Consider the following 12,991-nt stretch of genomic DNA (forward strand, 5'->3'; position numbering starts at 1 on the left):
TAACAAGTTATCAACAGCTATTGTTTGATAGGAAGGCCGCGGTAGACAACTATTTTAGTCGAAAACCAGGCGCCAAACATCATTCCCAATGATCAGCACCATCAGAGTCAGAAGAACAACCGCACCGAAGACCTGGGCTCTTTCAAGGAAACGTTCACTCAACGGCTTGCCCTTGATCATCTCAACCAATGTGAACAGTACGTGTCCACCATCCAATGCAGGAATGGGTAACAGGTTCATAAAGGCCAGCACCAGGGATAACAATCCGGTGATGGTCCAGAAGCGCTCCCATCTCCATACCGTACCGTAAATTTTCATGATACCGATCGGACCTTGTACAGATTTGGAGGCATCCACTTTTCCGGTCAACACCTTTCCGAAACCACGTGCATTGTCTGCTATGGTAGACCATGCCCTCGTCATGCCCTTTCGGAAAGCGCCGAAGAAACTGAATTTCTGTGTGGCCATCTGGAAATCGCTATGGGGAAGGAATCCCAGCGTTCCCTCTTCGGTCACATCCGCTTTCAAACTCATTTCCTTTCCGTCTCTAAGTATCTTCAGGTTCACCGCATGTCCGGCATTGGCCGCCAAAGCTTCCTGGAATTCGTGAAAGTAGGGGACAGTTACATCATTAACCGCTGTTATCCTGTCGTTGGCTTGCAAGCCGGCCTCATCCGCATGGCTGTTTTTCGCAACCTCCTCCACGTAGAAGGTTTGTCTGGGTTCCAGGAACTTGTCTGCACCCACATCAGCGATTTTTCCCATGAAATCATCGGGTATGTATACATCCGTTTCTTTTCCATCGCGAAGAACGGTCACCCGCACATCACCCAACAGCACGTTCGGACTACGTATCTCATCAAAACGAACCAATGGTTCCCCGTTTACCGCAACCAGCTTATCACCCGTCGCAAAGCCAATTTCCTGAGCGATCGGGTACGCAAAGATTCCGTTTTTCACTTCGGAGTTAGGAAGATATGTCTCGCCATAAATGAATGCCAACATCCAAAAGATAAGTACCCCAAGAACTGCATTAACGATAATACCTCCCAGCATCACAATCAATCGTTGCCATGCCGGCTTGGTGCGGAATTCCCATGGCTGAGGCGGTTGCTTCATTTGTTCGGTATCCATTGACTCGTCAATCATACCGGCAATTTTCACATAGCCACCCAGGGGAAGCCAACCCACTCCGTATTCGGTATCACCTTTGCGAAACTTGAACAAACGTTTGTTCCATGCGTCAAAGAACAAATAAAACTTCTCCACTTTGATACCGAAATAGCGTGCGGCAACAAAGTGCCCCAATTCGTGGAGGATAACAAGGATGGAAAGACCCAGAATCAACTGGCCTACCATATTCAAAATCTCTATCATCTTGCTACAAAGTTAGTCATTCACCCTCCTGCCGGTTGTTAAAAAAGGCCAAAACACCTTGGCCATCCCACCGTATGTTCAGAAGGAAGAAGTGAACTGATTGATGAAACGGATGTCATTTTCAAAAAACAATCGGATGTCATTCACCCTGTGTTTGAGGATGGCGATCCGTTCTATGCCCATGCCGAACGCATAACCTGTATACTTCTCACTGTCGATTCCACAATTGTTCAACACGGCAGGGTCAACCATCCCACAACCCAGGATTTCGACCCACCCTGAATGTTTGCAAATGTTGCATCCTTCTCCTCCGCAGATGTTACATGATATGTCCATCTCCGCAGATGGTTCCGTAAAGGGGAAGAATGAAGGGCGCAGGCGTATTTTTGTTTTGGCACCGAACATTTCTGTTGCAAAGAATTCAAGCACCTGCTTAAGATCTGCAAAGCTTGCATGCTCATCTATGCACAATCCTTCCACCTGGTGAAACAGGCAGTGTGCCCGGGCTGAAATGGCTTCATTTCGGTAAACACGACCCGGAGAAATCGTTCGAATGGGGGGGTGTTGATTGTTCATAACCCTGACCTGCACGGATGATGTATGGGTTCTGAGCACCACGTCGGGATCCTTGTGCATGAAAAAGGTGTCCTGCATGTCCCGCGCCGGATGATCCTCAGGCATGTTCAGTGCTGAGAAATTGTTCCAGTCACTTTCGATCTCAGGACCATCCGATACAACAAACCCGATGCGGTTGAAAATATCTATAATCTCATTTCTAACCAATGACAAGGGATGTCTGCTGCCCAGCATGATGCCCTCACCAGGCAACGTGAGGTCCATGGAAAATTCCGAAGCGCCGCCGGATTGCGTGAGACGGCCCGCCGCCTCATCGAATTTTTCCTGGGCCAACTGCTTGAGCTGGTTCAATTCCTGCCCCAGCTGGCGCTTGATATCCGATGGTGCCTCTCTGAATCTGGCAAACAACGACTGTACCTTGCCCTTCCTGCTCAACCATTCCAAGCGGAAAGATTCCAAAGCTTCCGTTGTGGATACCTGGACACTTTCTATCTCTTTGACAAATTTTTTTACTTCTTCCAACATAACTTTGCCTGGCTCTTAGGGACAAAAATTGGGAAAAATGTTTTACTTTGTTAACAACTTAAGTTAACTTTGGTGGTTAAGTGGGTGTTGATGTTGTGGCACCCTGCCATCGCCCAAAATTAGTAAATGTTTTAAGATGAGCCGCCTGTTGAAGATGATGGCCATAGTGGCCTGTATGCCAGTCTTAACACTGGTTTCCTGCTATAAGGAAAAAAATACGGTTGCAGAAGTCGTTGTTCAGGACATACAGGGAAAGCCCGTTGAAGGTGCATCGGTCCGTTTGTTCTGCAAGGTCACCAATTGTACGGTGGATCTTACGCAAACGACCGAATCAAACGGCAGTGCGACATTCAAATTCAAACCCGGAACGGAAGCTTTGCTCTGGATCGAGGCGAAAAAAGGATCATCCACCAATGGCCCTAACGACTATGGTAATTTTGAGCAACGCAAGACAACAACGGTCACAGTAACCATCACACCCTAATCAATCTCCTATGCATCCGAATTCCAGGGGTCAATTCATGCCTTCACAGATCAAGACATTCGCAGGGATCTTTGCTTTGACATTTGTGGTGATCAGCGTGAGTTTGCTGACCGGATGTTACCGTGAAAAACCCACCAAAGCCGAAATTACGGTTCAGGATGCAACAGGCAAGCCGGTTAACGAGGCCACAGTTCGCCTGTACTGCACACAAACCAATTGCATCATTGACGATACCCAAACCACCGGTTCCGATGGACGTTCCGAACACAAATTCAAAGCCGGAACCGAGTATATCCTTTTCATTGAAGCCACCAAGGGAGCCCTAAAGAATGGCCCCAATGACTACATCATCCTGGAACAACGGAAAGTGAATACGGCTACAGTTACGATTCAGTAAGCGGTATCTCAAAAAAACGCAGCACCAGGTTTCGCAACCATTGTTCCTGCGCCTCTACGTCCAAGCTGGGTAATTCCTGTACCTGTATCCACACCGGCCATCCATCAGCATCTCTTCCTTCCTCTTTGTAGTATGATTCCAGGCTCATCAACCTGCACATCGCTATGTGAACCAGTTCCATTTTTTGCGTTTTTGAAAAATTCCGGTATCCGGCCCCAAGCTCATTGACACCGATCAGAAAAAGCACCCCCTCCAACGATAAGGGTTCACCGTCGTTGAAGCGATCACCCAACTTCTTGCAAAGCTCTGCCCATGCCTGCTGGTCTTCGATTGTCATCTTCATTCTTTTTTTGCAAAAGAACCAAAAATCCGCATGTGACCGGAATGAAGTTCTTGTTACGTGATTCGGATCTCCAGGGAATTTCACCGTTCATGGTTGAAAAATCTACATATCCCGGGAATCAAACAAACCTGGTACCCATTAATTTTATTTCATGAACTGGCTCGATCTCGTGTTGATCATACCCCTTCTTTGGGCAGGATATCGTGGTTTTACCAAGGGATTACTGATCTCCTTAGCCACATTTATGGCACTTTTTTTAGGTATCGTAGCCGCGATCCGTCTCTCAGATTTTGTTGCAGGTTATCTCACGGAATGGTGGGACATCAAACCGGATTGGCTGAACCTGATAGCCTTCTCCTGCACTTTCCTGCTGGTGGTGATCGGGGTTCACCTGTTCGCCCGCCTGCTTGAAAAAATGGTGAAATGGACCGGCCTCGGGTGGGCCAATAAACTGACCGGTGCCCTGTTCGGCCTGATGAAAATGGGATTTATTCTGAGCTTATTGCTGATGTGTTTTCAAACCGTCAACTCTGCAACAAAACTGCTGGATGAAGATCTGCAGTCACAATCGTTGTTGTTTAAACCCGTGCGGGCCATCGCACCCATCATCCTCCCCAAAATAGAAGACAACCGGATCAGTGACATGATCCACTGGGACGTGAACGAATCAAAGGGTTGGCTCAAGCAACGCTTTCACACCTGGTAATTCCTTCCCTTCAATGTATTCCAGCAAAGCACCTCCACCGGTGGATACGTAACTCACCTGGTCGGTCATTTGGAATTTGTTGACAGCAGCCACTGAGTCTCCGCCACCTACCAGCGAAAAAGCGCCCTTGCGGGTTGCTTCCACAATGGCATCAGCTATTTTTCGGGTGCCTGTTTCAAAACTAGACATTTCAAAAACGCCCATCGGACCGTTCCACAAAATGGTCTTTGCAGCGAGGATCGCATCCTTATAGAGGGCACAGGTTTCAGGACCTATATCCAATCCCATCCATCCATCCTTTATCTCACCTGCCTTCACCACACTGCTTTCCGCATTGTTGGAAAATGTATCGGCCATTACACAATCAACCGGGATCAGAAATTGCACACCACGCGCTTTGGCATCATCCATTACCTGGCGAGCAAATTCCAACAGGTCATCTTCCACCAGGGAATTTCCGATATGCCCCCCCTGTGCCTTGATGAAAGTAAACGCCATGCCACCACCGATGATCAGGGTATCGATCTTCTCCAACAAACGGGTGATCACCTCCATCTTGCCGGAAACCTTGGCACCACCTATGATGGCAGCTACCGGCCTTTGCGGGTTTCGCAACACTTTTTCTATGTTGCTGACCTCATCCGCCAGCAGGTATCCGAAAAATTTCGCCTGGGGAAAGAACCTGGCAATAACCGCCGTGGAAGCATGCGCCCGGTGCGCCGTACCGAATGCATCATTCACATATACGTCTCCGAGTGACGCCAGTTTTCCGGAGAAGGCCTCGTCACCTTTTTCTTCTTCTTTGTGAAACCTCAGATTCTCAAGCAGCAATACCTCACCACCCTTCAACCCTGCAGCAGCCTGCTCGGCTTTGGGCCCGATACAATCTTCTGCGAAATGAACAGGAACCTTTAGTGAGTCCTTCAGCACAGGCAAAAGATGCTTCAGTGAAAACTTGTCTTCCGGTCCGCTCTTGGGTCTGCCCAGATGGGACATCAGGATCACGCTTCCGCCATCATTCAGGATCTTACGAATGGTAGGTAGCGCCATGCGGATACGGGTATCGTCCGTTACCCTGCACTCAAAATCCAACGGCACGTTGAAATCAACACGCACCAGCGCTTTCTTGTTCGCAAAGTCAAAATCATCAATGGTTTTCATACGGCTCAGTTTTTTTGACGGCGCAAAATTAGAAAAAAACCCGGCGGACAGGACAGGAATGCAACATCCCCGTCTGACAGCCCTATATTTTGGTATCTTTGGATACGGTTGAAGACATGCTTTTCAAAGACATCATCGGACAGGCAAGCATCAAATCCTCCCTCATCAAAACGGTGCAGGAAGGGCGGATCAGTCATGCCCAATTGTTCCTCGGACCGGAAGGATCAGGCAACCTTGCCATGGCCATGGCCTATGCCACTTACATTTCCTGTCCTAACCGCAACGATACGGATGCCTGCGGAACATGTCCTTCCTGCCAGAAGTTTGCCAAGCAGATCCACCCGGACCTGCACATCATCTATCCCATTGCAGCCACCAAAGACACACCTACCAGTACGTCCTATATTGAAACCTGGAGAAAGGAATTCGCTGCCAACCCTTACCTGTCGCTGGCAGCCTGGAACCGCGCCATGGATGTGGAGAACAAGCAAACGCTGATTGCAGTCAAAGAAAGCGAAGAAATTACCCGGAAGGTGAGCATGATGGCTTATGAGGCACCTTTCAATTTCATCATCATCTGGATGCCCGGAAAAATGAATGCGGAAGCTGCCAACAAGATGTTGAAGGTATTGGAAGAACCGCCCGGCAAATCCCTCTTCCTCCTGGTAGAACACAACGACGAAGATCTTCTTGCAACAGTTGCCTCCCGGCTGTTAACCATTCGTATCCCGAGGTTGGCGGACCAGGAGATCAGCCAAGCACTTATCGACAGGTTCAATTGTGATCCCAATGAAGCGTTGCGCATCGCTTACCTGGCCGACGGAAACTATAGCAGGGCACAGGAACTGGCATCTGATCGTGACGAAGAAAACCTGCTGAGTGATCGCTTTATTCAATGGTCGCGCATCTGCTTTGCCAACCAAGTGGCGGAAATGGTGGACTGGGTGGAGGATGCATCCGGCTGGGGACGGGAACGACAAAAGAATTTCATTCAATATGCTATCCACCTGATCAGGGAAAATTTGTTCCTGAGCCTGGGGATGGAAAGGTTGGTTCGACTTGAAGATGCGGAAAGAAGTTTTTCCGACCGCTTCCACGCATACATTTCGCCGGCCAATGCACAGGGCTTGCTCGACATTTTCAGCAAGGCCCAAAGGGACATCGAAAGAAATGCCAACCCGAGGATCCTTTTCTTAGATTTGTCCTTTGAATACGGCACATTGCTCAAAGGCAAGGCCGAAGTAAAACCAGGGCATGTGCGAAAGCCCTGATGATCATATAGGAGTTTTTAATCAGGTTTCTCAAGTTGCAGCAGATGACCTTCTGCAACTTCGACCATCAATACAATAGAAATGGGATGTGCAGGATGTAGCAACGGAAGGGGTACCACACCCGCAGGGTGCGGCAACAAAGGGCATTGCGCCACCGGAAGTTGTGCAAAACTGAATGTATACGACTGGCTGGGAGGGATTCCCGCTCCGGTCAGCAACGAACCACCCCTGGTGGAAGTCAGGTTCAAGAACAGCCGGAAGGAATTTTTCAGGGATGAAAACATGCTGGGTCTGAAACGCGGAGATGTGGTTGCGGTGGAAGCCCAATCCGGCCATGACATCGGTATCGTTTCCCTCACAGGCCCCCTGGTGAAAATCCAGATGAAACGGAAAAAAGTAGCCGAGGGGCAGATCCGCAAAGTCTACAGGCTCGCCAAACCAATCGATATTGACAAGTGGGCCAAATGTCTTGAACTTGAGGATACCGCCATGCTGAACGCCAGAAAACTCAGCAAGGAATTCAACCTGGACATGAAGATCAATGACGTGGAATACCAGGGAGACCGTACCAAGGCCATCTTCTATTATTCAGCCGACGACCGGGTGGATTTTCGTGAACTCATTAAGAAACTGGCTGCCGAATTCCGGGTGCGCGTTGAGATGAAACAGATCGGTATCCGTCAGGAAGCAGGACGCCTGGGTGGCATCGGTTCATGCGGGCGCGAATTGTGCTGCTCCACATGGCTGACCGATTTCCAAACCGTTTCCACAGGAGCCGCCAGGTACCAACAGCTGGCCATCAACCCACAGAAACTTGCGGGTCAGTGCGGCAAATTGAAATGCTGCCTGAACTTTGAACTGGACGCATATATGGAAGCCGTCAAAGAGTTCCCAAGAACAGACGTCAACCTGGAAACCGAAAGAGGCATCGCCTTTCATCAGAAAACAGATATCTTCAGAAGGCTCATGTGGTTCAGCTACCGGGATGAACCCAACCAATTCTATTGCGTGCCATTGGCACGGGTGAAGGAAATCATCGCCATGAACAAGGAGCAGAAGAAACCGGAAGCACTGCTCGACAAGGCACACATCGAAGCCACATTGCCGAAAGAACCCACCTTTGCCGATGTACTGGGTGAAGAAAGCCTGACCCGGTTCGATAACAAAAAGAAAAGGAAGAAAGGGAAGAAGGGTGGGGGAGATCGCCACCGGCAAGGACGCGGCCGGTCAAGATCCCGAAACAAAAACCAGAAAAAAACATGAAGCTGACACATTGGTTGATCGCATGCTCCGCCATCGCCTGTATGACTTCATGCGACCCTAACAGGCTGTACGAACAGAACCAGACCATCGAAGGCGATGCATGGGACCAGAATGACATCAAAACATTCAACATCGATATACCTGATACCGTCCAACCTTACAACGTGTTTATCAACATCCGTGAAGCCACAGGCTACCCGTTCAGTAACCTCTTCCTGTTCGTGACCACAACGTTTCCCAACCAAAAGGCACTCACCGACACCGTGGAAATTATGCTGAAAGATCAATCGGGAGAATCAATGGGCAGTGGCCTCGGCGATATTTGGGACCACCAAGTGATGTGGAAGCATGCCGTTCGTTTCCCGCAGGCAGGAACCTATCGCATATCCCTGCAACAAGCAATGCGCGTGGAAAAACTCCCGTTGATCATGGATGTGGGAATCCGTGTAGCGAAATTCGAAAACGAGTAAGGCGGTATGGCGAAGAAAACAAAGAAATCACAAAAACGCAGTTGGACCCGGTGGGTGATCGCTCTCTGGTTGGTGGTGATCCTTCCCCTCGGTGGCTTTGCCCTGCTGATGGTGGGTATTTCCGAAGGCATGTTCGGTGAACTGCCCTCCTTTGAAGAACTGGAAAACCCGAAAAGCAACCAAGCCAGCCAGATCTTCTCCGGTGACCACAAACTACTCGGGAAATACTTCAAGGAAAATCGCATCAACGTTTCGTACGATCACCTTTCTCCTTACCTCAAGCAAGCGCTGATAGCCACTGAAGACGAAAGGTTCAATGACCACTCCGGTGTGGATGTCCGCGGCATCATCCGCGCGGTAACCTACATGGGGTCCAAAGGCGGTGCCAGCACCATCTCACAACAACTCGCCAAAAACCTGTTTCCCCGTGAGAAACTCAGTCTGCCCGAACTGATCCTGCGCAAACTGAAGGAATGGGTGATCGCAACACGCCTGGAAAGACAATACACGAAAGACGAAATCATTGCCTGGTATTTCAACACGTTCGACTTCATCAACAACGCAGTCGGTATCCAATCTGCCGCACAGGTGTATTTCAACCGTGAACCGGATTCCCTTAGCCTGGTGCAATCTGCCATGCTGGTTGGAATGGCCCAGAACCCAGCCCTCTACAACCCGCTTAAAAGACCTGATATTACCATGAAACGCAGGGAAGTGGTGCTGAGCCAGATGCTGAAAAACAAATTCATCACACGTGAAGTCTACGATTCCATCAGGGTGCTCCCCCTCGGGCTCGATTACAAAGTGGTGGACCATAAGGAAGGACTGGCCCCGTATTTCCGGGAAGTACTGCGCGCATACGTTAGCGAAATTCTCAACCAGAAAGACCCCAACACCGGAAAATACCTGTATGTGGATACCGAAGGCAACCCATATGATCTCTATAAAGACGGCCTTCGCATCTACACCACCCTCGATTCCAAGTTGCAGGAATATGCGGAATGGTCCGTAACCCAACACCTCAGCAAGGAACTTCAGGATGATTTTTTTAAGAACCTGAAAAAACGAAAGAATTATCCCTTTGACTCCCGGATCACCAAGGCCCAGGTTGACCAGATCATGAACGGCTCCATGAAACGTTCCGACAGGTACATGATCCTAACGGGTAAACAGTGTGCCAACTGCGGACGACGCGGACGAAACATGAAAAAGGAAACCGTAGACGGGAAAACCGTTTTCCGGTGCCAGGCCGATGACTGCGGCTTCGTTCGCAATGCAACACCGGTAGATTCCATCCCCATTATTTTCAACACGCCCACACCCATGAGGGTGTTTTCCTGGAAAGGAGAAATCGATACCGTCATGACCCCGATGGATTCCATCCGGTACTACAAAAGCTTTCTTCAGGCCGGCATGATGTCAGTGGATCCGCATACCGGGTTCATCAAGGCATGGGTGGGCGGAATCGACTACAAACACTTTGCATACGACCATGTGTACCAGGGGAAACGTCAGGTAGGATCCACCTTCAAACCCATCGTGTATGCATTGGCCATACAGCAGGGACTGGAACCTTGTCATGAAGTGGCCAACTACCCCGTGATCTTCGAAAAAGAACGCTTCAACCTACCGGAAAACTGGTCGCCGCAAAATGCCGACGGCGAATACGGCGGCATGCTTTCACTGAAATACGGGCTCGCCAACTCCATCAATACCGTCACCGCTTGGATCATGAAACAATACGGCCCGCAAGCGGTTGTGAACCTGGCCCGTAAAATGGGCATCACCAGTCACCTGGATCCCGTTCCCTCCCTGTGCCTGGGTGTGGCCGATCTGAGCGTATATGAACTCACCGGTGCCACGGCTACATTCGCCAACAAGGGCATCTGGCTGGAACCGGTTTTCCTCACGCGCATCGAAGACAAATTCGGAAATACCATTTACAATTTCCACCAGAAAAGTGAAGAGCCCATGAGCGAAGAAACCGCCTACATCATGCTGCAAATGCTGAAAGCGGTTGCCAACGGAGCCTGTTGCAACTCCAAAGGCAAGTACTCGGGAACCGCCATGCGCCTTCGGGGTTCATCCCATCCGTACGCCAACATCCATACCCCGTTCGGGGCCAAAACAGGTACCACGCAGAACCAATCTGACGGGTGGTTCCTGGGCATCACCCCTGACCTGGTCACAGGGGTGTGGGTCGGATGTGAAGACCGCAGCGTTCGGTTCTCCAGCCTGTACCTCGGACAAGGCGCCAATACAGCACTTCCCATCTGGGGTTACTACATGAACAAAATCTACGCCGACTCCACAATTGACATTTCACAGGGAGATTTCGAACAACCGGACCAACCGATTTCGGTGAACCTGAACTGCAAATCCTACAACCAAAACAAACAACAATCCAGTGATCCGCTGGATGGCTTTGATTGATTTGAATGATGACCGACCCCTCAAGCCCCCAATTGCTCTGGTCTCCCTCACCTGAATGGATCCGTGCTTCACGGATGGAATCTTTCAGGGTGTGGTTATCCGAGAAACAAAATGTATCATGCAACACCTACCAGGACCTCTGGCAGTGGTCGGTGGATCATGTCGCCGACTTTTGGGAAGCCCTCTGGAAGTACTTTGACGTCCAATCCCACACTCCCTGCCAACAGGTACTGGATCAACCCGCAGAAACACTGCTGGGGAGCCAATGGTTCACAGGCGCTACCCTGAACTATGCTGAACATGTATTCCGCAACGCGCAAAACGGACAACCAGCCATCCTCTTCAAATCCGAGCGGCATCCCCTCACCGCCATCACATGGGATGAGCTGCAATCCAAAGTATCCTCCGTGGCCGCCTGGCTGAAATCAAAAGGCATTCAAAAAGGTGACCGCGTAGCCGCTTTCCTCCCCAACATACCGGAAGCCATCATCGCATTCCTGGCCGTGAACTCTTTGGGCGGCGTTTGGTCCAGCTGTTCTCCCGACTTCGGTACCGCAAGCGTGGTGGACAGATTCCAGCAAATCGAACCGCGCATCCTGATCGCGGCTGACGGCTACTCATACAACGGGAAACCGTTTGATAAAACAAAGGCGGTGGAAGAACTGGCCGCGCAACTACCCACATTGGAAACGGTGGTCTGGCTGCCCTATCTGAATGATGCGCCGCCGCCGCATACATCAGCCCCCGTTGCTTTGTGGAAGGATGTGGAAGCCACACAAAGCAACAAGCTTACCTTCACACCCGTGCCTTTCGATCATCCGATCTGGGTACTCTATTCATCCGGTACCACAGGCAAACCGAAAGCCATCACCCATAGCCAGGGCGGTATCCTTCTGGAACACCTGAAAGCCATGGGCCTGCATCAGGACTGCCGGAAGGGCGATCGTTTCTTCTGGTATTCCACCACCGGGTGGATGATGTGGAACTATGCGAACTCCGCTTTGCTGCACGGCGCCACCGTGGTACTCTACGACGGAGCAGCCGCATTTCCCGATATCAATGCCTTGTGGGAGTTTGCAAAGGAAGCGCGTATCAATCATTTCGGTGGCGGCGCAGCCTACTACATCGCATGTATGAAGAAGGATGTACACTTTCCGGAAGGAGCATTCCCGGACCTTCGTTCCGTGGGATCCACCGGATCGCCGTTACCTCCCGAAGCATTCGAATGGCTATACCATTCTGTGAAAAAAGACATGTGGCTGATCTCCCTGAGCGGTGGCACCGACATCTGTAGCGGATTTGTTGGCGGCGCTCCGATGCTGCCCGTATACAAGGGAGAGATCCAATGCCGGATGCTGGGCTGCAAAGTGGAGGCCTTCGATGACAACGGCCAACCCCTGGTGGACGAAGTCGGCGAAATGGTCATCACCGAACCCATGCCTTCCATGCCCATCTGCTTCTGGAATGACCCCGGCAATGAACGTTACAGGGAGAGCTATTTTGACATGTATCCCGGACTTTGGCGACACGGCGACTGGGTGAAGATCACCCCCCGGGGTACGCTTGTGATCTACGGAAGATCGGATGCAACGCTCAATCGCGGCGGGGTGCGCATCGGAACCAGCGAAGTGTACAGCGCGGTCGACAGCATTCCGGAAGTGGCCGACAGCATGGTGGTGTGCATTGAACGCGAAGGCGGCGCCTATTATATGCCGCTGTTCGTAGTACCGGCGGAGGGCCAACAACTGACCGACGGTCTGAAACAAAAGATCAATCAGACGCTGAAAAGCCAATACTCTCCGCGCCATGTGCCGGATGAGATCATTGCCGTTTCCGAAATCCCATACACCATCAGCGGCAAGAAGATGGAGGCCCCGGTCAAAAAGATCCTGATGGGGATGGACCCTGAAAAAGCCGTGAGCAAAGATGCCATGAGAAATCCCAAAGCGCTTGAACCGTTCATTCGTATGGTAACCGCCTGAAGC

At 50.6% G+C, this 12,991-nt stretch carries 12 protein-coding genes; 8 read left to right on the top strand and 4 right to left on the bottom strand.

Translation table 11 applies throughout. From position 1 onward, the window contains the following. Positions 1-54: 54 nt before the first annotated feature. Positions 55-1,374 (bottom strand): RIP metalloprotease RseP, encoded by a 1,320-nt coding sequence (rseP, locus tag H6585_14470; protein ID MCB9449534.1) that lies wholly within the window; start codon positions 1,372-1,374, stop codon positions 55-57. 81 nt (positions 1,375-1,455) lie between these two features. Next, entirely contained in the window at positions 1,456-2,478 is a 1,023-nt protein-coding gene (gene pheS / locus H6585_14475; GenBank protein MCB9449535.1) for a phenylalanine--tRNA ligase subunit alpha, read from the bottom strand. Positions 2,479-2,614: 136 nt separating this feature from the next. Here pheS and H6585_14480 point away from each other — a divergent pair, with 136 nt between their 5' ends. Then, positions 2,615-2,962: a hypothetical protein gene (locus H6585_14480; protein ID MCB9449536.1), complete on the top strand. Its 348-nt coding sequence runs from the start codon at positions 2,615-2,617 to the stop codon at positions 2,960-2,962. Between the two features lie 37 nt (positions 2,963-2,999). After that, positions 3,000-3,359 (top strand): hypothetical protein, encoded by a 360-nt coding sequence (locus H6585_14485; GenBank protein MCB9449537.1) that lies wholly within the window; start codon positions 3,000-3,002, stop codon positions 3,357-3,359. Here the strand turns inward: H6585_14485 and H6585_14490 are convergent. Further along, the gene (locus H6585_14490) at positions 3,346-3,702 is read right to left on the bottom strand and encodes a hypothetical protein (GenBank protein ID MCB9449538.1); all 357 of its coding nucleotides are present in this window, start codon (positions 3,700-3,702) and stop codon (positions 3,346-3,348) included. The two genes, H6585_14485 and H6585_14490, sit on opposite strands and share 14 nt — an antisense overlap. A gap of 151 nt (positions 3,703-3,853) precedes the next feature. On the opposite strand from H6585_14490, the gene H6585_14495 reads away from it, so the two are divergent. Next, positions 3,854-4,408 carry a CvpA family protein gene (locus tag H6585_14495; protein MCB9449539.1) on the top strand — a complete coding sequence of 185 codons (555 nt, stop codon included), beginning with the start codon at positions 3,854-3,856 and terminating at the stop codon, positions 4,406-4,408. Here the strand turns inward: H6585_14495 and H6585_14500 are convergent. Continuing rightward, entirely contained in the window at positions 4,370-5,569 is a 1,200-nt protein-coding gene (locus H6585_14500; protein MCB9449540.1) for a phosphoglycerate kinase, read from the bottom strand. The two genes, H6585_14495 and H6585_14500, sit on opposite strands and share 39 nt — an antisense overlap. A 98-nt stretch (positions 5,570-5,667) precedes the next feature. Here H6585_14500 and H6585_14505 point away from each other — a divergent pair, with 98 nt between their 5' ends. From H6585_14505 to H6585_14525, 5 genes are all read left to right on the top strand, one after another. Continuing rightward, complete coding sequence (locus H6585_14505) at positions 5,668-6,840, top strand: hypothetical protein (protein MCB9449541.1); 1,173 nt, start codon at positions 5,668-5,670, stop codon at positions 6,838-6,840. Positions 6,841-6,921: 81 nt separating this feature from the next. Beyond that, positions 6,922-8,103, top strand: coding sequence for a hypothetical protein (locus H6585_14510; protein ID MCB9449542.1), 1,182 nt, complete (start codon positions 6,922-6,924; stop codon positions 8,101-8,103). Next, positions 8,100-8,573, top strand: a complete 474-nt coding sequence (locus H6585_14515; GenBank protein MCB9449543.1) for a gliding motility lipoprotein GldH — start codon at positions 8,100-8,102, stop codon at positions 8,571-8,573. Before H6585_14510 ends, H6585_14515 begins: the two co-directional genes overlap by 4 nt. A 6-nt stretch (positions 8,574-8,579) precedes the next feature. Further along, positions 8,580-11,006 (top strand): transglycosylase domain-containing protein, encoded by a 2,427-nt coding sequence (locus H6585_14520; GenBank protein ID MCB9449544.1) that lies wholly within the window; start codon positions 8,580-8,582, stop codon positions 11,004-11,006. Between the two features lie 8 nt (positions 11,007-11,014). Further along, positions 11,015-12,988 carry an acetoacetate--CoA ligase gene (locus tag H6585_14525; GenBank protein ID MCB9449545.1) on the top strand — a complete coding sequence of 658 codons (1,974 nt, stop codon included), beginning with the start codon at positions 11,015-11,017 and terminating at the stop codon, positions 12,986-12,988. Positions 12,989-12,991 lie beyond the last annotated feature (3 nt).

This window comes from Flavobacteriales bacterium, assembly GCA_020635855.1.
Lineage (GTDB): Bacteria > Bacteroidota > Bacteroidia > JACJYZ01 > JACJYZ01 > JACJYZ01.